This window comes from Pseudomonas sp. RW3S2, assembly GCF_014268955.1.
GTDB lineage: Bacteria > Pseudomonadota > Gammaproteobacteria > Pseudomonadales > Pseudomonadaceae > Aquipseudomonas > Aquipseudomonas wayambapalatensis.
On the sequence record NZ_JABWRM010000023.1, the window covers coordinates 49,050 to 69,977 of the forward strand.

18 protein-coding genes are annotated in these 20,928 nt (G+C 65.2%); 14 read left to right on the plus strand and 4 right to left on the minus strand.

The genetic code is table 11. From position 1 onward, the window contains the following. Positions 1 to 54: 54 nt before the first annotated feature. From HU748_RS23870 to HU748_RS23890, 5 genes are all read left to right on the plus strand, one after another. Complete coding sequence (locus HU748_RS23870) at positions 55 to 867, plus strand: type 1 glutamine amidotransferase (RefSeq protein ID WP_186664299.1); 813 nt, start codon at positions 55 to 57, stop codon at positions 865 to 867. 403 nt (positions 868 to 1,270) lie between these two features. Next, on the plus strand, positions 1,271 to 2,182 hold the full coding sequence (gene kdgD / locus HU748_RS23875; protein ID WP_186664298.1) for a 5-dehydro-4-deoxyglucarate dehydratase: 912 nt from the start codon (positions 1,271 to 1,273) through the stop codon (positions 2,180 to 2,182). Between the two features lie 102 nt (positions 2,183 to 2,284). After that, the gene (locus tag HU748_RS23880; protein ID WP_186722205.1) at positions 2,285 to 3,640 is read left to right on the plus strand and encodes an MFS transporter; all 1,356 of its coding nucleotides are present in this window, start codon (positions 2,285 to 2,287) and stop codon (positions 3,638 to 3,640) included. A gap of 79 nt (positions 3,641 to 3,719) precedes the next feature. Further along, positions 3,720 to 5,273 carry a galactarate dehydratase gene (gene garD / locus HU748_RS23885; protein WP_125930023.1) on the plus strand — a complete coding sequence of 518 codons (1,554 nt, stop codon included), beginning with the start codon at positions 3,720 to 3,722 and terminating at the stop codon, positions 5,271 to 5,273. Between the two features lie 57 nt (positions 5,274 to 5,330). Continuing rightward, positions 5,331 to 6,911 (plus strand): aldehyde dehydrogenase (NADP(+)), encoded by a 1,581-nt coding sequence (locus tag HU748_RS23890; RefSeq protein WP_186722207.1) that lies wholly within the window; start codon positions 5,331 to 5,333, stop codon positions 6,909 to 6,911. Between the two features lie 182 nt (positions 6,912 to 7,093). On the opposite strand, the gene HU748_RS23895 is transcribed toward HU748_RS23890, so the two are convergent. The 3 genes from HU748_RS23895 to HU748_RS23905 all read right to left on the minus strand — a co-directional run bounded on the left by HU748_RS23895 (position 7,094) and on the right by HU748_RS23905 (position 10,893). Continuing rightward, positions 7,094 to 9,148: a pyridoxamine 5'-phosphate oxidase family protein gene (locus tag HU748_RS23895; RefSeq protein ID WP_186722209.1), complete on the minus strand. Its 2,055-nt coding sequence runs from the start codon at positions 9,146 to 9,148 to the stop codon at positions 7,094 to 7,096. 135 nt (positions 9,149 to 9,283) lie between these two features. Further along, on the minus strand, positions 9,284 to 10,033 hold the full coding sequence (locus HU748_RS23900; RefSeq protein WP_186708909.1) for a FadR/GntR family transcriptional regulator: 750 nt from the start codon (positions 10,031 to 10,033) through the stop codon (positions 9,284 to 9,286). 80 nt (positions 10,034 to 10,113) lie between these two features. Next, entirely contained in the window at positions 10,114 to 10,893 is a 780-nt protein-coding gene (locus HU748_RS23905) for a helix-turn-helix transcriptional regulator (RefSeq protein ID WP_186664286.1), read from the minus strand. A gap of 108 nt (positions 10,894 to 11,001) precedes the next feature. Between HU748_RS23905 and HU748_RS23910 the strand changes: the two genes are divergently transcribed. From HU748_RS23910 to HU748_RS23950, 9 genes are all read left to right on the plus strand, one after another. Continuing rightward, positions 11,002 to 11,817: a sulfite exporter TauE/SafE family protein gene (locus HU748_RS23910; RefSeq protein ID WP_202885241.1), complete on the plus strand. Its 816-nt coding sequence runs from the start codon at positions 11,002 to 11,004 to the stop codon at positions 11,815 to 11,817. 91 nt (positions 11,818 to 11,908) lie between these two features. Continuing rightward, positions 11,909 to 12,538 carry a DUF998 domain-containing protein gene (locus tag HU748_RS23915; protein WP_186722211.1) on the plus strand — a complete coding sequence of 210 codons (630 nt, stop codon included), beginning with the start codon at positions 11,909 to 11,911 and terminating at the stop codon, positions 12,536 to 12,538. 74 nt (positions 12,539 to 12,612) lie between these two features. Continuing rightward, positions 12,613 to 12,942 carry a hypothetical protein gene (locus HU748_RS23920; RefSeq protein WP_186664282.1) on the plus strand — a complete coding sequence of 110 codons (330 nt, stop codon included), beginning with the start codon at positions 12,613 to 12,615 and terminating at the stop codon, positions 12,940 to 12,942. Positions 12,943 to 13,245: 303 nt separating this feature from the next. Then, positions 13,246 to 13,713 carry a (2Fe-2S)-binding protein gene (locus HU748_RS23925; RefSeq protein WP_054890890.1) on the plus strand — a complete coding sequence of 156 codons (468 nt, stop codon included), beginning with the start codon at positions 13,246 to 13,248 and terminating at the stop codon, positions 13,711 to 13,713. Continuing rightward, positions 13,713 to 15,962, plus strand: a complete 2,250-nt coding sequence (locus tag HU748_RS23930) for a molybdopterin cofactor-binding domain-containing protein (RefSeq protein ID WP_186722213.1) — start codon at positions 13,713 to 13,715, stop codon at positions 15,960 to 15,962. Before HU748_RS23925 ends, HU748_RS23930 begins: the two co-directional genes overlap by 1 nt. 13 nt (positions 15,963 to 15,975) lie before the next feature. Beyond that, entirely contained in the window at positions 15,976 to 17,319 is a 1,344-nt protein-coding gene (locus HU748_RS23935; protein ID WP_186722216.1) for a cytochrome c, read from the plus strand. A 10-nt stretch (positions 17,320 to 17,329) separates the two neighbouring features. Continuing rightward, on the plus strand, positions 17,330 to 18,355 hold the full coding sequence (locus tag HU748_RS23940; protein ID WP_186664276.1) for an XdhC family protein: 1,026 nt from the start codon (positions 17,330 to 17,332) through the stop codon (positions 18,353 to 18,355). Positions 18,356 to 18,407: 52 nt separating this feature from the next. After that, positions 18,408 to 19,004, plus strand: a complete 597-nt coding sequence (locus tag HU748_RS23945) for a nucleotidyltransferase family protein (RefSeq protein WP_186722218.1) — start codon at positions 18,408 to 18,410, stop codon at positions 19,002 to 19,004. A 77-nt stretch (positions 19,005 to 19,081) separates the two neighbouring features. After that, complete coding sequence (locus HU748_RS23950; RefSeq protein WP_186664272.1) at positions 19,082 to 19,585, plus strand: GNAT family N-acetyltransferase; 504 nt, start codon at positions 19,082 to 19,084, stop codon at positions 19,583 to 19,585. Positions 19,586 to 19,696: 111 nt separating this feature from the next. Here HU748_RS23950 and HU748_RS23955 read toward each other — a convergent pair whose 3' ends face one another. After that, entirely contained in the window at positions 19,697 to 20,887 is a 1,191-nt protein-coding gene (locus HU748_RS23955) for a multidrug effflux MFS transporter (RefSeq protein ID WP_186722220.1), read from the minus strand. Positions 20,888 to 20,928 lie beyond the last annotated feature (41 nt).

Below are 20,928 nucleotides of genomic sequence, written 5' to 3' on the forward strand. Positions count from 1 at the left end.
AAAGGCCGCGGACCTGCACAACAACGACAGGTAAAACCTGTCCCAAGGTGACATATGTCCAACAGCAACATTGGCAACAAGCAACCCGCCCTGCGCAAACCCGTCGTCCTGATGACCATGGGTACCCAAGAGCGCAAAGGTCACGACTATCAAGTCATGACCCATAAATACATCACTCCCCTGGTCGATTTCGCCGACTGCGTACCGGTTCTGGTCCCTACCTGCTGCGGCACCGACGCCCTCGAGGCGTACCTGGACATGGCCGACGGCGTCTACCTGACCGGCGCCGGCAGCAATATCGATCCGGCCCTCTATGGCCAGGAGAACGAAACCCCCGGCAAGGCCCAGGACAAGGATCGCGACCTGTTCGACATCCCCCTGGTACAACTGGCCATCGCCCGCGGCCTGCCGATCTTCGGCATCTGCCGTGGCATGCAGGAAATCAACGTGGCCCTGGGTGGTGACATCTACCAGAAGGTCTACGCCGAACCTGGCTTCAACGACCACCGCGAAAACCCTGAAGACCCGGTCGATGTGCAATACGCCGCCTCCCACGGCGTGAAGATCAAGCCCGGTAGCTGGCTGCGCGACACCCTTGGCACCGACGAGATCCGCGTGAACTCGCTGCACGGTCAGGGCCTGCGCAACCTGGGTGAAGGCATCGAGCCGATCGCCCACGCCGAAGACGGCCTGGTCGAGGCAATTCATGCACCGAGCATTTCGCCCTTCCTGTTCGCGGTGCAGTGGCACCCCGAGTGGCAAGCGGCGAAGAACCCTGATTCGATCAAGATGTTCCAAGCCTTCGGCGACGCCTGCCGCGCCCAGGTCCGCAAGTCCCAGGCCAGCAAGCGCCACCAGGCGGCCTGACCCCTCTTCGTTAGCTTTGATCGCGGGGCGGCGCAAGGTCGCCCCTGCTTCCCCGGTCACCCTCTGCTGGTCCCAGAACACTTCCCGTGGAAGCGGGCGGCGGGCTTGTGCCTGTCTCCGCGATCTTTTTTCCCTCAAGACATACGATGACTGATCGGCCGTAGTGCAGGATCAGCCGTTTCGGCTGGCTGTTACAGCTCTATCGCGGGACGAGCCCGCTCCCACAAAAGCACAGTTCTGGCTGATCCGCTTCGAGCTGACGCGCACCGCAGCATGGCCCTGCGGATAGAAGTGGCTTAAAAAATTTTCTCAGGCAGGGCTAGTCATCGTGCAGGTTGTACGATAACTTACCTCTCACCTTGGTACACCTTCTTACCCAAGCGCCCCCAGGATGCCTACAACAATGAATCCACAAGAACTGAAATCCATCCTCTCCCACGGCCTGTTGTCGTTCCCCGTCACCGACTTCAACGCCCAGGGCGACTTCAATCCCGCCGGCTACATCAAGCGTCTGGAATGGCTGGCCCCCTACGGCGCCAGCGCGCTGTTCGCCGCCGGAGGCACCGGTGAGTTCTTCTCCCTCGCTGCCAGCGAATATAGCCAGGTGATCAAGACTGCCGTTGACACCTGCGCCACCTCCGTACCGATCCTGGCTGGTGTAGGCGGTGCCACCCGCCAGGCCATCGAGTACGCCCAGGAAGCCGAGCGTCTGGGTGCCAAGGGCTTGCTGCTGCTGCCGCACTACCTCACCGAAGCCAGCCAGGACGGCGTAGCCGCCCACGTGGAAGCCGTGTGCAAGTCGGTGAAGATCGGTGTGGTGGTGTACAACCGCAACGTCTGCCGCCTGAACGCTGCACAGCTCGAAAAACTGGCAGAGCGCTGCCCGAACCTGATCGGCTACAAGGATGGCCTGGGTGATATCGAGCTGATGGTGTCGATTCGTCGCCGCCTGGGCGATCGCTTCAGCTACCTGGGTGGCCTGCCGACCGCCGAGGTGTATGCTGCGGCTTACAAGGCACTGGGCGTGCCGGTCTACTCCTCGGCCGTGTTCAACTTCGTACCCAAGACCGCAATGGACTTCTACAACGCCATCGCCCGCGACGACCACGCCACGGTCGGCAAGTTGATCGATGACTTCTTCCTGCCGTACCTGGACATCCGCAACCGCAAGGCCGGTTACGCGGTGAGCATCGTCAAGGCCGGCGCCAAACTCGCGGGCTACGACGCAGGCCCGGTACGCACCCCGCTGACCGACCTGACCGGCGAAGAGTACGAAATGCTCGCCGCCCTGATGGACAAGATGGGCCCGCAATAAGCGACCCCCGCGGCCTGCCAATGCCGCTGCCGGAGCGCCAGCCGCGCTCCGGCCCACAATCCGAATGCCCCGCACAACAATAAATAGTGGGAGAACACCAGCATGCAAGCGACGAAAAAGACGCATGTACGCTACCTGATCCTGTTCATGCTGTTCCTGGTGACCACGATCAACTACGCCGACCGCGCCACCATCGCCATCGCCGGTTCAAGCCTGCAGAAGGATCTGGGCATCGACGCGGTCACCCTCGGTTATATCTTCTCCGCCTTCGGCTGGGCCTACGTGGCCGGGCAGATTCCCGGCGGCTGGTTGCTGGACCGCTTCGGTTCGAAGAACGTCTACGCATTCAGCATCTTCACCTGGTCGCTGTTCACCCTGCTGCAAGGTTTCGTCGGCGGCCTGCCGGTGGCCTGGGCAGTCGTCACCCTGTTCACCCTGCGCTTTCTGGTCGGGTTCGCCGAAGCCCCGTCGTTCCCGGGCAACGCCCGGATCGTTGCGGCCTGGTTCCCCACCGCCGAACGCGGCACGGCCTCGGCGATCTTCAACTCGGCGCAGTACTTCGCCACCGCGCTGTTCGCACCGCTGATGGGCTGGATCGTGTTCAGCTTCGGCTGGGAACACGTGTTCGTGGTCATGGGTGGCCTGGGCATCCTGTTCTCGATGGTGTGGATGAAGACCATCTACAACCCTCGCCAGCACCCACGCATCAGCCAGGCCGAATTCGAGCACATCGAGCAGAACGGCGGCCTGGTGGACATGGACCAGAAACGCGGAAACGACGGCCCGAAGTGGGGCTACATCAAGCAACTGCTGACCAGCCGCATGCTGCTGGGCGTGTACCTGGGCCAGTACTGCATCAACGCCATCACCTACTTCTTCCTGACCTGGTTTCCGGTGTACCTGGTGCAGGAGCGCGGCATGACCATCCTCAAGGCCGGCTTCATCGCCTCCTTGCCGGCCATCTGCGGCTTCATCGGTGGGGTGCTGGGCGGTGTGCTGTCGGACTGGCTGCTGCGCCGCGGCAACTCGCTGACCTTCTCGCGCAAGCTGCCCATCGTCTGTGGCCTGTTGCTGTCCACCACCATGGTGTTCTGCAACTACGTGGACGCCGAATGGATGGTGGTCGGCTTCATGACTCTGGCCTTCTTTGGCAAAGGCATCGGCGCCCTGGGCTGGGCAGTGGTCGCCGACACCTCGCCCAAACAGATCGCAGGGCTCTCGGGCGGCCTGTTCAATACCTTCGGCAACATCGCTTCGATCACCACGCCGATCGTCATCGGCTACATCATCAGTGCCACCGGCTCGTTCAAATGGGCACTGGTGTACGTGGGTGCCAATGCGCTGGTAGCGGTATTCAGCTACCTGGTGATCGTCGGCCCGATCAAGCGCATCGAGCTCAAGGACGAAGCCACACCGCAAGCGGCGCCCAACGCCGAACTGGCCGGCTCGCGCCAGTAACCTGAAGTACGCCGGCGCCCCGGGATGGGCGTCGGTGGCCGTATAAAAGCCTGAAAGAAATCACAAGAAGGGCCTGACCATGCAGTTGATCGAACATTCCGAGTCGCCCCGGTACGTCCGCCTGCACGATGACGACAATGTCGTGGTGGTGGTCAATGACGGTGGCCTGGGCGAAGGTGCGCGCTTCGCCGATGGCCTGACCCTGGTCGAGGGCGTGCCGCAAAGCCACAAGGTCGCCACCGTCGATATCCACCAGGGCGAGCCTGTACGCCGCTATGGACAGATCATCGGTTATGCCCTGCAAGACCTGCGTCAGGGCAGTTGGGTTCAGGAAACCCAGCTATCGATGCCCGCTGCCCCCGAACTCGACAGCCTGCCGCGCTGCGACGCGGTTCCCGCGGCCCTGCCACCTCTTGAAGGCTTTACTTTCGAAGGCTATCGCAACGCCGACGGCACCGTCGGTACCCGCAACATCCTCGGCATCACCACCACCGTGCAATGCGTGACCGGCGTGCTCGACCACGCGGTCAAACGCATCCGCGACGAGCTGCTGCCCAAGTATCCCAACGTCGACGACGTGGTCGCCCTCACCCACAGCTACGGCTGTGGCGTGGCGATCAACGCGCGTGACGCCTATATCCCCATTCGCACCGTGCGCAACCTGGCGCGCAACCCCAACCTGGGCGGCGAAGCCCTGGTCATCAGCCTGGGTTGCGAAAAGCTGCAGGCCGGCCAGGTGATGCACGAAGACGACCCGTCCGTGGACCTCAGCGAGCCCTGGCTGTATCGCCTGCAGGACGCTTCGCTGGGTTTCGTCGAGATGATCGAACAGATCATGCAACTGGCTGAAACCCGCCTGAAGAAGCTCGACCAGCGCCGTCGCGAAACGGTGCCGGCCAGTGAGCTGATCCTGGGCATGCAGTGCGGCGGCAGCGATGCTTTCTCCGGCATCACCGCCAACCCGGCGCTGGGCTATGCCGCCGACCTGCTGGTGCGCGCCGGTGCCACGGTGATGTTCTCGGAGGTCACCGAGGTCCGCGATGCCATCTACATGCTCACCTCCCGTGCCGAAACCCCGGAAGTGGCCGAAGCGCTGGTGCGCGAAATGGACTGGTACGACCGCTACCTGCAACAGGGTGCAGCCGACCGCAGCGCCAACACCACGCCGGGCAACAAGAAAGGCGGGCTGTCGAACATCGTCGAAAAGTCCCTGGGCTCGATCGTCAAGTCCGGCAGCGCTGCGATCCAGGGCGTGGTCGGCCCGGGCGAGCGCGTCGCACGCAAAGGCCTGATCTTCTGCGCGACGCCGGCCAGCGACTTCGTCTGCGGCACCCTGCAACTGGCTGCGGGCATGAACCTGCACGTGTTCACCACGGGTCGCGGCACACCATACGGGCTGGCCATGGCCCCCGTGGTCAAGGTCTGCACCCGCAGCGAACTGGCCCAGCGCTGGCCCGACCTGATCGACATCGATGCCGGGCGTATCGCCAGCGGCCGCGCAAGCATCGAGGAGCTGGGCTGGGAGCTCTTCCACTACTACCTGGACGTTGCCAGCGGCCGCAAGCAGACCTGGGCCGAGCGGCACAAGTTGCATAACGACATCACCCTGTTCAACCCGGCACCGATTACCTGACAGCCTTCCCTCCATGGGGGATGGATGGACCTTGCACTTTACCTACAGGAGCACCTCATGCCTGAGATCCTCGGCCATAACTTCATCGCCGGCCAGCGCAGTGCCGCCGGCCAGCAGCGCCTGCAGAGCCTGGACGCCACCACTGGCGAGGCCTTGCCCTACAGCTTCATGCAAGCCACCGAAGACGAAGTCGATCAAGCTGCCAAAGCCGCTGCCACCGCCTTCGCCGAATTCCGCCAGTTGCCGCCAACCCGTCGCGCCGAGTTCCTCGACGCCATTGCCGCCGAACTGGATGAGCTGGACGACAGCTTCGTCGCTATCGTTTGCCGCGAAACCGCCCTGCCCGCCGCCCGCATTCAGGGCGAGCGCGGCCGTACCAGCGGGCAAATGCGCCTGTTCGCCCAAGTGCTGCGCCGGGGCGATTTCCTCGGTGCCCGTATCGACCTGGCGCTGCCGGACCGTCAACCCCTGCCGCGAGTGGACTTGCGCCAGATGCGCATCGGCGTAGGCCCGGTGGCGGTGTTCGGCGCCAGCAACTTCCCACTGGCGTTTTCCACCGCAGGCGGCGATACCGCGGCTGCGCTGGCTGCCGGCTGCCCGGTAGTGTTCAAGGCGCACAGCGGCCACATGGCCACCGCCGACCTGGTGGGCTGCGCCATCGTCCGTGCCGCTGAACGCACCGGCATGCCCAAGGGCGTGTTCAACATGGTCTTCGGCGGTGGCGTGGGGGAGTGGCTGGTCAAGCACCCGGCCATCCAGGCGGTCGGCTTCACCGGCTCGCTCAAGGGCGGCGATGCCTTGTGCCGCATGGCCGCCGAACGTCCGCAGCCGATCCCGGTATTCGCCGAGATGTCGAGCATCAACCCGGTAATCGTGCTGCCTGGCGCATTGGCCAAACGCGGCGACGCCATCGCCCGTGAACTGGCAGGCTCCGTGTGCCTGGGGGCCGGTCAGTTCTGTACCAACCCAGGGCTGGTGATCGGCTTGCAGTCGGCACAGTTCAGCCAGTTGCTCACAGACCTCGGCCAACACCTGGCGCAGCAGGCGGGGCAGACCCTGCTTAATGCCGGCGGCTTGCGCAGCTATGTGGGCGGGTTGGAACACCTGCACGCGCACGCCGGCATCGAGCACCTGGCCGGCCAGGCGCAGGAAGGCAGCCAGGCCCGCGCCCAACTGTTCAAGGCCGACGCACGCCTGCTGGTGGATGCCGATCCGCTGCTGCAGGAAGAAGTGTTCGGCCCCACCACCGTGGCGGTCGAAGTCTGTGACGATGAGCAGTTGCGCGCCGCGCTGCTGGGCCTGCGCGGCCAGCTCACGGCCACCCTGATCAGCGAGCCCGAAGACTTCGACGCCTATGCCTGGCTGGTGCCGCTGCTGGAAGAAAAGGTCGGACGGATTCTGGTCAACGGCTATCCGACCGGTGTTGAGGTATGCGATGCCATGGTGCACGGCGGCCCCTACCCGGCCACCTCCGACGCCCGCGGCACCTCGGTCGGCACCCTGGCCATCGATCGCTTCCTACGTCCGGTGTGCTACCAGAACTACCCGCAAGCCTTGTTGCCAAAGGCCCTGCAGGACGGCAACCCACTGGGGTTGCGGCGCCTGGTCAATGGTCAGTGGAGCGACGGGGCGCTCTGACGCGCGCTTGTAGGAGCGGCGGTTCGCCGCTGCGACTTGCCCGCGAAAAAGATACCGCGCTGCCTGGCACGGGCTACGCCCGTGTTCGCGGGCAAGCCTGCTCCCACAGGGTGGACTGCCCCCAAGGGTTGGATTTGTGTCCAACTTGTTGGGGGCAGTCCAATCGAAGAGACAGTTTGCTATCACAACGCCAGATGCAAGGGGCCGGATCCGTCGGCCGGCATGGCGCAGCAGATCAACGCCTCGTACTGCGCCACGGCGAACTCCGGTGCCTCGGCATAGGTAACCGCCCCTTTGAGCACGCGGGTCCGACAGCTTCCGCACGACCCGCCACGGCAGCCAAAAGGCGGCTCAAGGCCACGCTGCTCGGCCAGCTCCAGCAGCGAGCCATCTCCCGGGTTCCAGCGCGCCTCTTTCGCCGAGTCCATGAACATCACCGCAACCGACTCAGCGGCCACCGCCGGCAAGGCCGGCGCGGCCTGCTGCTCGTTGCGCGTGCGGCGCAGGCTCGATGGGCCGAAGGCTTCGGCGTGGATCCGTGCATCGTTGATATCCAGTGCGCGCAGGCCGTCGTACATCTGTTGCATGAAACCCTGCGGCCCGCACAGGTAGAAGTCGTAGTCATCGAAAGGCAGCACCTCGCGCAGCAGATCGACGCCCAGGCGCCCCTCGCGCTCATAGTCCTCACCTGCGACCGCACCGCGGGCATCGCTGAGCAGGCGCATATGCCTGAGTTTGCCTTCGGAGGCTGCCACCAACGCGGCAAACTCGCTGGCAAAGGCCAGTTGCGCCCGGTTCGACGCCGATTGGAACACCCAGGCAGGCCGGGCGTAGCGTGTACGCCGTCCCTCATTGACCAGGTGCCTGGCCATGGCCAATGCCGGGGTCACCCCCACGCCCGCAGCCAGCAGCACCACGGGCCGGCGTACCGCAGCATCGAGGGTGAAGGCTCCAGCCGGCGCACGCGCCTCGATCAGGTCACCGACCCTGACCTGCTCATGCAGGTGCCGAGAGACCACACCCTCACGCTTGACGCTGATGCGCAGCGCATCGTCCGCCGGCGCGCCAGACAAGGTGTAGGTGCGCACCAATGGCGCCTCCTCTCCAGGCAACCGTACTCGGATCGGCAGGTGCTGCCCCGCCTGGCGCACCGGCAAGCCCAAACCATCGTCGGGCGCCAGGTGGAACGAACGGATGTGCTCGCTCTCGTCGACGATCTGCGTTACCCGGTACGGACGCCAGCTTTGCTGCAATGCCGCGGCTTTCAGGCGCGCCTGCATGTCCTCCCAACTACCGGTCATCAACACATTGGGCGAGATGCCGTCATCCATGTCGACCCAGCGCAGCGCCAACCCTCCCGGTCGGCGCACGACCCGCTCGGGGTAAAACCGCCACATGCGCTCGGCGCCGATGAAGGCCAGTGTCTGTGGATCGTCGACGATCACCTCGGTACGCCCGGTCATCTGCAGCAGGTCGCCGCTGCGCATGTCGACGAACACCAGCCCGGCACGGGGGTTGAGCAGCATGTTGCCCAGAGTGTTGAAGAACAGGTTGCCATTGAAATCGGGCACGCTCAGCGTGCCGTCGGCGTCGATGTGGACAAAGCCTGGCTTGCCGCCGCGGTGCGAGACATCCACCTGGCGCACGCCATCGCGCACCACATACGAGGCAACATAGAAGGAATCGGCGGCGGCCACCACGGCACGGTCCGCTGCGCTCAGCTCGGTAGACTCGCAGGGCTCACCGGGTGTGCTGTCATCGAAGACATAGCGGCGCAGATTGATATAGCGCGGGCAGTTGCCATAGGACTGGGTCGGCTCGATGGTAAAACCGCTGTCGTCTGCCCGGCGCACGAAGCCGTTCAGGCGATTGCGTCGGCGGGTGTGCAACTCGATACCGAGCATGCCCACGCCGTCACCGTCCTCCAGCCCGACATCGGCGGGATCGGCGGGCTCACGGGGCAGGTCCAGCAGCAGCCGACGCGGATCGGGGGATTGCATGAAGCCGGGCTGGCCGGTGCGCAGCGTTGCCCACGGATTGCCGTGCGGATCGACGCTGCCGAGCACCACGAAAGGCAGTTGGGCATAGAACTCGCGGTGCTGGTCGGGCATGAAGTCGCGCGACATCTGCACCTTGCCGGTCCCCACCATGCGTTCGACCGCGCCGACGCTGCGTTGCAGCGCAAGCTCGCCGTCGTGCCATGGCGAGGGCTTGAGGTCCGACGTAGGCTTGTTCATGGTGGCACCTGGGCGGTTGAGTGAGGGTGTATCAATCCTTACTCATTCGCCCGACCCTTAGAATCAGTGCAGGTGGCAATTGATTATTTCTCTTCAAGAAATAGTCATGGGCCCGCATTCAAGCCAATGGTTCGATCAGCCCCCCTGTGCCTCAGCCGCCTCATGCGCCTGGCGCAGCCGCTCGCGGCTGTTGCTCAGGTGCAGGCGCATGGCCATTTTCGCTCCTTCGCTGTCGCGTCGGGCAATGGCTTCATAGATAGCCTCGTGCTCATGGCTCAGGCGGCTCAGGTAATGGGCCTGGTCATCGTGGGCCAGGCGCGCCGAATTGAGCCGGGTGCGGGGAATGATGCTGGTACCCAGGTGATTGATGATGTCAGCGAAATAATGATTGCCACTGGCCTGGGCGATGCGCAGGTGGAACTGGAAATCCGCCGAGACCGCATCGGAGGCATGCGCGGCACCTTCGTTGAGCTCGTCGAGCGCAGCACGCATGCCGGTCAGTTGTTCATCGCTGCGACGCTGGGCGGCAAGCCCGGCCGACTCGATCTCCAGGGCGATGCGCAACTCCAGTACCGCCAGCACCTCGCGCAGGGTCACGATGGTCGCCGGGTCGATACGGAAACCGCCGGTGCTCGGCGCGTCGAGCACAAAGGTGCCAATGCCGTGGCGGGTCTCCACCTGGCCGGCCGCCTGCAGCCGCGAGATCGCCTCACGCACCACCGTGCGGCTGACGCCCTCCTCGACCATGATCTGCGATTCGGTCGGCAGTTTGTCGCCACGCTTGAGTTGGCCGCTGCGAATACGTTCGGTCAGCACCGTGACCAGTTCCTGCGCCAGACTGCGCGGTTTGCGTCGGGTACGTGCCTGTAGTTGCTGCTCTGTCATGCCCTGTACGTTTCATCGTGAAAAGACAGCCGTCATCATAGCTCATGCAGTTGTACGATCACATACATCCGCCAGGGTTTTCATCTCGCCGCCAATGCCTTTTGCCGAACCGCCGACGGCGCCTCGCCCATGACCCTGCGGTACATGCTGGAAAACGCACTGGGGCTGTCATACCCGAGGTCGAGGGCAACCCGGGTGACCGCCTCACCCGCTGCCAGTCGCGTGACCGCTGCCATCAGGCAGGCTTGCTGGCGCCATTGACCGAACGACAGCCCGGTCTGCTCGCGAAAGCGTCGGCTGAACGTCCGAGGGCTCCAGTTCAGGTGTATCGCCCAGGCCTCGGCCGTAGTGCTGATCGACGGCGCCGCGAGAAACGCCAGGCACAATTGCGCCAGACGCGGCTCCCCTGGCATCGGCGCGAACAGCGGCAGGCGCTCGGCGCTGCGCAACTCATGCAGGATCAAGCCGACCAGTTGGCCATCGCGCCCTTGAGGGTCGTACAGCGCAGGCAGTTCGGCACTGGCCAGCAGCAACTGATGCAGCAGCGGCGTGACCAGCAGCGCTTCGCAGGCCTGCCCCAGCCTCGGCGCCGCAACGGCCTCGATGTACAGGCTGCGCGTGCTCACGCCGCGCATCAGTACCTGATGGGGCTTGCCGGGCGGAATCCACACACCGCTGTAGGGCGGGATGACCCAGGCGCCATCGTCGGTCAGGACTTCCATCAACCCGCTCATGCCATAGAGGAACTGAGCACGCCGGTGCACATGCCGTGGCAATAGCGTGTCGGGCGGGTAATCGGTGGCGATCGCCAACACCGGGCGCGGCGTGGCATCGACCTGGAACAGCGGCACATTGCGCATTGGAGCCTCCATGGCTGAAACACACGGATTATTGGCCAATGTTCGAATGCTGGCCAGCCCTCGTCCTCCTACCCTGCACCTCCACTCTCTCAATAAAGGCTGACGATCATGCTGTACCCCCTGCTCGGTGTCTTCGGCGTGTGCGCTGGCGTCACCACGCTGTTGTTCGGCTTCGGCGGCGGTTTCTTCGCTGTGCCCTTGCTCTACGCATTGCTGCTCACCAGCCACGCGGCGGGCTCCCCGGTGGCACTGCACGCCATGCAGATCGCCGTGGCCACCTCTGCCATGGTGATGATCTTCAGCAGCGCCTTGGCCACCTGGCGGCACCAGCGCGCCGGCACGCTGCGCTGGGACCTGGTACGCCCTCTGGCGCCGGCCATCGCGCTGGGGGCACTGGCTGGCGCCTGGGCCGCCCTGTACCTGGACAGCACCTGGCTGCGTTGGCTATTCATCGGCTACCTGTTGCTGAGCCTGCTCGATGCATGGCTGCGTCCAGGCTTCATGCGCGTTGACAACCACCGCCCGGCGCCGCTGGGCAAGGCAGCGGCCACCCTCGCCGGCCTGCCGATCGGCGCACTGGCAGCGCTGCTGGGAGTCGGCGGCAGTGTGATGACCGTGCCGCTGATGCGCAGGCGCGGCGCCAGCATGAGCACCGCCACCGCCATGGCCAACCCGCTGTCACTGCCCATGGCGCTGGCCGCGACCCTGGTGTATGCCCTGGTGCCGACTCCGGGAACGGACCTGGGCACGGGCCTGCTGGGCTACATCGACCTGCGTGCGGCACTGGCAATGGCCGCAGGCGCCTGGCTCGGCATGCACCTGGCGGCGCCGCTGCTGGGGCGCCTGAGCGATACCCTGCATGCGCGGGCCTACCTGGCACTGCTGGCCTGCGTGCTGGTGGTGATGCTGGGGACCGGCCGCTGAGCGAAACGGCTGGCGAACCGCCCGCCGAGGCCTGTAGTGTGCGGGTTCACGTGCCGCCAGATGTCGCGGCATGGCCCAAGGAAGGCATCTTATGACGAAACTCGACCGAGCCCTGCTCACCACCGGCCTGTTCATCCCACTCTGGTTGCTGCTGGGGGTTTGGCTCACCGCTCAGGCTTACCCCGGTTACCAGCACCTGCAGCAGGCCATGAGCCAGCTCGGGGCGACAGGCGCACCGACCGCGGCATTCTCGCCCTGGGTCAACAACTTCCCATTGGCACTGCTGTTTGCCTTGTTCGCCTGGGGGCTGGCCCGTCGCTGGCGTCACTCGAACGTCGCCCTGGCGAGCGCGCTGTTGGTGCTGTTGCACGGTGTTGCAAGCCTGGGGACTGGGGTATTCGCCTGCGACCCAGGTTGCACCCCCACAGAGCCTTCGTTCTCCCAGCACATGCATAACCTCAGCGGCCTGCTGATGTTCCTGTCGTTGACCCTGGCCAGCCTGCTGTGGGTCTGGCTGGCACTGCGCATGGGTGATTCACGGCTGCTCGCCATTGGCTCCCTGCTTTGTGTGGTGTTCTCCATCGGCACGGTGGCGTTGATGGCACGGGCAGCCGAAACAGGCCAGCTCTTCGGTCTCTATCAACGAATCAACTACGGCGTGGCGGTGCTCTGGGTTGCTGGGCTGGCTTGGTTCTCCCTGCGCCTACCCACTGTCGTCTGACGGCAAATTGCTGGCCCCCAGGCGTTCAAAGCGAAGGCAAACTCCCTTTTTCTTCAGACGCTTAGGACAGCAACATGCGGGTATTTCTAGCAACCCTGGCCAGCTGCGTACTGGTGGTCACCGCATTCGGCGCCCAGGCCAGGCCGCTGAGCCAGAACGATCGCAGCGTGTGTGGCTGGGGCGCGCAGATCGCCGCCGACGCGCAGCATGCCAAGCTCTCCGGGGTGACGCTCTATGCGCAGCGCAAGAAACTGCAAGTGCGGCGCTTCGCCAAACCCTGGATGCGCATGACGGCGTTCGGCATCACCGAGCAAACCTACAGCAGCAGCTCACGCCTGCCGCCGAACGCCATCAAGCAGACCTACTACGAACAGTGCGTCCATCACGCCGTCGCGCGCCGATAACGAACGCGGGCCCCTGGTTCAACTGGCCTGATGCCGACATCCGTGATCGATGTCGGCGCTTTTACCGACGGCTCGCCGCGCGATGCAGCCGCCCAGTCCTGTCACTAGCGCAATCCACCTGATTTCTTGCCTGATTCTCTGAACCTGCTGCCCGACGGATAGGAAACCTGTCCACCAGGGTCTAGAGTTTTCAGATCGGGAACCCGCCTCCTGCGCGCGCGGCATTCCTACCAGGGCCCTGCCTCGATGCACTGCCCTGCCTATAACGACGAAACACCAACCGATGATCAGCGGGTGAACGCCATGGAACTACGCATCAACCAGAAGACCTATCAGGTCGACGCCGACGCCGATACCCCCCTGCTGTGGGTGATCCGCGATGACCTGGGCATGACCGGCACCAAATACGGCTGCGGCCTGGCCCAGTGTGGCGCCTGCTCGGTGCTGGTGGACGGCAACGTGGTGCGTGCCTGTGTCACGCCGGTGGCCGGTGTGGTTGGCCGTGAAGTGACCACCATCGAAGCGATCGAGGCCGACCCGGTGGGCAAGCGCGTGGTTGCGGCCTGGGTCGAACATCAAGTCGCCCAGTGCGGCTACTGCCAGTCTGGCCAGGTGATGGCCGCGACCGCCCTGCTCAAGCACACGCCAGCACCGAGCGACGAGCAGATCAGCGCCGCGATGGTCAACCTGTGCCGCTGCGGCACCTACAACGCGATCCACGCCGCGGTGCACGAGCTCGCCGCCCAGCCCGCCGCCAAGGAGAGCGTCTGATGAACTCGCCCATCGACATCCCGTCCGAACTGCGCGACCTGAAACTGGATCAGCCGGTCAACCTGTCGCGTCGGCGCTTTCTTGCGGGGAGCGCCATCGGCGCCCTGGTGATCGGCTTTGGCTTGCCGCTCGGCTCGGCCCGGGTCCAGGCCGCCACCGCGGTGACCGCAGAGCGCGGCACGCAGGTGCCGGCATTCCTGGAAATCCGCCCTGACGGCACCGTGCGCCTGCTCTGCCCCTTCATGGAAGGTGGCCAGGGCACATTCACCGCCATGGCGCAGATCGTCGGCGAAGAATTGGATGTGGAACCGGCCAACTTCCTGATCGATGCCGCACCACCTGGCGAAGCCTATGTGGTGATGGAGAATGGCCTACGCATCACCGGCGGCAGCATGTCGGTACGCATGAGCTACCCAACCATGCGCCGCCTTGGCGCGCTGGCCAGGGCCATGCTGCTGCAGGCCGGTGCCGACACCCTGAAAGTCCCGGTCGGCGAGCTGAGCACCGAACCGGGCAAGGTGGTGCATGCAGCCTCCGGCCGCTCGGTCGCTTATGGCGACCTGGCCGAGCGCGCCATGGACCTGCCTGTGCCGGACCCGGCCAGCGTCAAGCTGCGCGATCCCAGCCAGTTCCGCTGGATCGGCAAGCCGGTACGCCGTCTCGATGCCTACGACAAGTCCACCGGCAAGGCTCAGTACAGTATCGACCTCAAGGTCGACGACATGCTCCACGCGGCGGTGCAGCACGCGCCACGACTGGGCATGACGGTGGGCGGCCTGCGCAACGAAGCGCAGGTCAAGGCGATGAAGGGCGTGCATTCGGTGCATGTCCTGCCGGGTGCAGTGGCGGTGGTCGCCGAACGCTGGTGGCATGCCAAGCGTGCAGTGGAGGCGGTACAGGTCGACTGGCAGGAGCCGGGGGCCGATTCGAAGGTACGCACGATGCCGGCTGACTTTTCCAGCGATGCCTATCGCGATCACCTGGCCGCACAAACCGGCCCGGCGCGCGATGACGAGAACGAAGGCGATGTAGCGGCTGCGCTCAAGGGGGCCAAGACCCAGGTGGAAGCCACCTACCACAACCAGTACCTCAACCACGGCCAGCTCGAACCGCCGTCGGCGCTCGCGCGCTTCAATTCCGATGGGTCGCTCGAAGTCTGGCTGCCCAACCAGGCGCCGGACATGTTCCGCGACGACATCGCCAAGCGCACCGGCCTTGCCAAGGAACAGATCATCCTGCATTCGCCGCTTCTGGGCGGTTTCTTCGGGCGCCACTTCCTGTACGACTCGGCCAACCCCTACCCACAGGCCATTGCCCTGGCCAAGGCGGTCGGGCGCCCGGTCAAGCTGATCTGGACCCGCGAGGAAGAGTTCGTACGTGACGTGCTGCGGCCCGTGGCAGTGGTCAAGTTCCGCGCCGGGCTCGACGAGAAGGGCCTGCCGGTTGCCATCGAAGCGGTCAGCGCGACCGAGGGCCCGACCGAGGCAATCGCCGGCAAACAGGGCGAGAAGATCGACCCCACTGCCCTGGAAGGCCTGGCGGGCAAGTCCTATGCCATTGCCAACAAACGCATCGGGCAAATTTATGTGAAGGGCCCTGCCATGCTGGGCTACTGGCGTTCGGTCGGTAATTCGCTGAACGACTTCTTCTATGAGTCGTTCCTCGATGAACTGGCCGACAAAGGCGGGCACGACCCGTTCGAGCTGCGCCTGCATCTGTTGCGCGACAACCCACGCCTGACCACCCTGCTGCAGGCTGTCGGCGAATTGTCCGGTGGCTGGAAGCGTGGCCCCTTCACCGCCGAAGATGGAACCAAGCGGGCCCGCGGCGTGGCCATGGCCTCGCCGTTCGGTTCGGAGGCGGCGGTGATTGCCGAAGTATCGATCGAGAACGGCCAGGTCAAGGTGCACGACATCTGGCAGGCGATCGACCCGGGCAGCATCGTCAACCCGGCGATCGTCGAGCATCAGGTCAACGGCGCCGTGGCGCTCGGCCTGTCGCAGACACTGGTGGAGGAAGCGGTGTGGGTCAACGGCATGCCGCGTGCGCGTAACTACGACCTGTACCCGATCCTGCCGCCATCGCGCATGGCCCGGGTGCATGTGCGCATCGTCGAGAGCGGGGCGAAGATGGGTGGCATCGGCGAGCCGCCGCTGCCGGCAGTGGCACCAGCGGTGGCCAACGCCGTGGCGCGGCTGACCGGCCAACGCGCACGCAGCCTGCCCCTCAGCCGCCATACCTTTGCCTGACACGGAAGCCCTCATGAAAAACAGCCGACTGGTCACCACCACTCGCTGGCTTGCGCTGCCCTGCCTTGTCGCGGCAGGCCTGCTGGCCTGGTATGTCACCCGCGAGGTCACCTCGCCCTTCGAGCAGGAAACACCAAGCCCCGACCAGGCGCTGATCGCCCGCGGCGAATATGTCGCGCGCCTGAGCGATTGCGTGGCGTGCCACAGCCTGCCCGGCAAGGCGCCGTTCGCCGGCGGCCTGGAAATGGCAACGCCCCTGGGCGCGATCCATGCCACCAATATCACCCCGGACCGCAAAAACGGTATCGGCAGCTACAGCCTCGCTGACTTCGACCGCGCCGTGCGCCATGGCGTTGCGCCGGGCGGGCGCCGGCTGTACCCGGCCATGCCCTACCCTTCCTACGCCAAGCTCAGCGATGACGACATGAGGGCGCTGTATGCCTTCTTCATGAAGGGCGTGCAACCGTCCGACCAGGCCAATATCCCCAGCGATATTCCCTGGCCGCTGAACCTGCGCTGGCCGATCGCCTTGTGGAACGGCCTGTTCGCCGCCGACAAGCCCTACGCTGAAAAGCCCACCGAAGACCTGCTGTGGAACCGCGGCGCGTACATCGTCCAGGGCCCGGGCCACTGCGGCAGTTGCCATACGCCACGTGGCCTTGCCTTCAACGAAAAAGCGCTGGACGACTCCGGCAAGGCGTTTCTCGCCGGAGCCCTGCTCGACGGCTGGTATGCGCCGAGCTTGCGCCAGGACCACAACACCGGGCTCGGGCGCTGGAGCGAACCCGAGATCGTGCAGTTCCTCAAGACCGGTCGCAACAAGCATGCGGTGGTGTACGGTTCGATGACCGAGGCGTTCAACAACTCCACGCAGTTCATGAGCGACGACGACCTGGGCGCGATTGCCCGCTACCTGAAGTCCCTGCCGGGTGATCCCCAGCGCGACGGCGCCCCCTGGCAGTATCAGGCCATGTCGGCGGCTACCCGTCTGGATGCACCGGGCGCGCACAGCTACGTAACCCGTTGCGCGTCGTGCCATGGCCTGGACGGCCAGGGCCAGGCCGAGTGGATACCGCCACTGGCCGGCGCGACCTCGATGCTGGCCAAGGAAAACGCTTCGGCGATCAATATCACCCTCAACGGCTCGCAGCGTGTCGTCGCCGCCGGGGTGCCGGATGCCTACCGGATGCCCGCGCTGCGTGAGCAGATGTCGGACCAGGAGATCGCCGAGGTGCTGAGCTTCGTCCGTACGACCTGGGGTAATACCGGTGGTGCGGTCGATGCAAAGGCAGTGGCCAAGCTTCGCGAGCATACCGACCCTGCCAGCAGCAGCCCGATCGTGCTGCATATGCGTTGAAGGAGCGCCCATGGAAAGTATCGACCTGCTGGTCCTGCGTACCGCTCGGGACTGGCTGCAAGCCGGCCACCGCGTGCTACTGGCCACCGTCGCCCGTACCTGGGGCTCATCGCCACGCCCGGTCGGCTCGATGATGGCCTTGCGCAGCGACGGGCGGGTGGTCGGCAGCGTCTCCGGCGGCTGTATCGAAGACGACCTGATCCACCGCTACACCACCGCCTACGGTGGCCCCGGCCTGCCTGAAAGCACCCCGCAGCGGGTGCGCTACGGCGTTACCGCCGACGAGGCCCATCGCTTCGGGCTGCCCTGTGGCGGCACGCTGGAGCTGATTCTGGAGTTTTCACCGTCGTGGCAGTCGCTGGCCCAACTGCTTGAGCAGCTCGACAGCGGCCAACTGGTGCGCCGTCAGCTCGACCTGCACAGCGGCGCGGCCACCCTTCTCGCCAGCGCTGCCCCGGAGCAGTTCAGCGTTGATGGCGAGCACATGGCCAGCACCCTGGGCCCGGGCTATCGACTGCTGCTGATCGGGGCCGGCGCCCTGGCCGAATACCTGGCGACCATGGCCCTGTTCAACGGTTTTCGTGTCTCGGTCTGCGACCCGCGGCCCGAGTACATCGACGGCTGGAACGTGGCCGGCGTCGAGTGCCTGGTCGGCATGCCCGACGATGTCGTGCGCGACTACGCCCCGGACTTGCGTACCTGCATCGTTGCGGTCAGCCACGACCCCAAGCTCGACGACCTGGCCCTGCTCGAAGCGCTGCGTGGCCCGGCTTTCTATATCGGTGCCATCGGCTCGCGGCGCAACAGCCAGCAGCGTCGCGCGCGGCTGATCGAGCACTTCGGTGAAACCGACGCCAGCCTTGCGCGCCTGCACGGCCCCATCGGCATCTACATCGGCAGCAAGACTCCGGCCGAGATTGCCGTGAGTGTGATGGCCGAGATCCTTGCCGCCAAGAACGGCGTCGAACTGCCCGGCGCGGTGAACGTCACCAAGGCCAAGCAGGCACGCGAACAACAGGCGCTGCCTGCCGCCTGACCCTGCGGTATGCTTGCCTGCACCCCATGCCGCCACACTCGGACAACCCACCATGACCGAACCCCAAGCCAGAGCTCGCTGCGCCGCCCTGGTGCTCGCCGCCGGACGCGGCACGCGCTTTGGCAGCGACAAGCGCAAGGCCGTGCTCGCGGACGGACAGGGCCTACTGGCCAGCACCTTGAAACAGGTACAAGCCTGTTTCGACCCGGTGTATGTGGTACTGCGCTGCGACGATGATCCGCAAACCCTGGGCATCGATGCGCAAGTCCACATCGTACGCGCCTCACAGGCAGCTGATGGCATGGGAGCGAGCCTCGCGGCCGGCATCACGGCCCTGGCCAGCATCGATGCCCCGGCCGTGGCCGTGCTGCTTGGCGATATGCCGTGGATCGCACCACGCACCTTCGAGCACCTGCTCGGTCACCTCGCTGCCGAACGTATCGTCCTGGCGTGCTACCAAGGCCGACGTGGCCATCCGGTCATCTTCGGGCGCCATTTCTGGGCAGCCCTCACCCGCCTGCAAGGTGACCAGGGTGGGCGACCGGTCATCGAGGCCAACCCCCACGCCTGCCTTGTGCTGGATCTCGACGACCCTGGCATCCTGCGTGACATCGACACACCCGCCGATATCCCGCCCACATCGAGCTGAGGAATGGCCACCAGGCTTTGATCCGCACGTCCTGGCAGGTACGCTAGCGGTCTTGCCCCCGACCTGGAGCCGCACCGGTGACCGCCACGCTGACCACCTTCTACCTGGAAATGACCTCCCCGGATGCCCTGCGCAGCAAGCCTGCCCCCGATGGCTTGACGATCGTCGAATGCGAAGTCGTCCAGCCGGAGCTCAACCGCTTCCTGTACCAACTGGTGGGCAAGGCCTGGGGCTGGACCGACCTGAACAGCTGGAGCGACGAACAGTGGCTGGCGGTTGTCGGCCAGGACTGCCACCGCACCTGGGTGGCCTACCACCGTGGCGCCATCGCCGGCTACTACGAACTGCACCGCCCCGACGGCGAGAACACCGAGATCCGCTACTTCGGCCTCGCCCCGCAGTTCCTTGACAAGGGCTTCGGCGGCCCGCTGCTCAGCCAGGCCATCCGCAGCGCGTGGGAGTGGCCTGGCACGCGGCGGGTCTGGGTGCACACCTGCAGCCTCGACCATCCCGCCGCCCTGGCCAACTATCAGGCCCGTGGCCTGCAACTGTACAAGCAAGAGCACGAAGCACTGGGGTGACGGTTGCGCGAGGCTGGCAGCGCTTGCTGCCTATGCCCAGTAGCTGGACCGTCTGCTGTCCCAGCCACTGGATTGATCGGGCGCTGGGCGCTCTACGATTCGCACAAGCACCTAGGCCAAGGACGCCTGGCGCGCCATCCGTGCACCCAGCATCCCGGAAAAAGATACCAGCATCAGTACTGCGAAGACCCCGGCGATCGGCAGGTTCGACTCCAACCCGAAGCCACTGACCGTCGCCGAGGCAATCGAACCGAACACCAGCATCAAGCAGCCCTGCAGACTCGCAGCCACCCCAGCGCGATCAGGAAACAGTGCCATCGAACGGGCCATGGCATTGGAGAAGATAAAGCCCTGGCCGAAGGCGATCAGCATGATACCCGCGAGAATGTTCGCCAGGCTCAAGGTGTCGGCAGCCGCCGCGATGCACAGTACCCCCACCAGAAACAGCGCCAGCCCGCTCCACATCAAGGTATCGGGTGAAACTACACGGACCAGCGCACGGTTGGTCAGTGTGCCGACCAGATAGCAGCAGCCCACACCCAGCGCCGTGGTGCCGAAGTAATGAGCGTCATGGCCGAGCACATCCTGGACGATATGCGGCCCAAACACGTTCCACAGCAGGAATGCGGAAAAGCTCGCGCCGAGCACCACCACCGAGGCACGGAAGCGCTTGTCGGCCAGGATGAACCGATAGCCGACCACCGTCTGCAAGGCACTGCGACGGGCACCGGTCGGCAGTGACTCCTTGAGCCCGGCAACGACGAAAGCCAGGACCATCAGGGCATAGGCGGCATACAGCACGAAGTTGTAGCGCCAGCCGAAATGCACCTCGATCAGCCCGCCGATATAGGGCGCGATGACTGGCCCCAGGCCGAACGCCAGGCTGAGGTAGATGATCGCGACATAGAAGCGCGGGCCTTTGACGATGTCGACCAACACAGCACGGGCAACGACCTGGCAGGCGCCAATGGCAAAGCCCTGCAGCGCACGCGCCAGCAGCAGCATCTCGATGGACGTCGCAGCAGTGGCCAGCAGGCTGCCGACCACGAACACGCCCAGGCCCAGCAGTACGGCAGGCCGGCGCCCGCGCGCGTCGGCCATCACGCCGAAGAACAGCTGCCCCAGGGCATAGAACAGCAGCGTGATGGTGATGGTGTTCTGCATCAGCGCAGGCCCCGCGCCCAGTTCGCGTCCGATGGACGGAAGGCTCGGTGCATACAGATCGATGGCGATGCCCCCCAGACTGTTGACCAGCGGGGCGAGGAAGACGATGAAGTTTTCATAACGCGTATTGGCGTGCATAGGATCTCCGGGGGGGGGGGGGGGGGGGGGGGGGGGGGGGG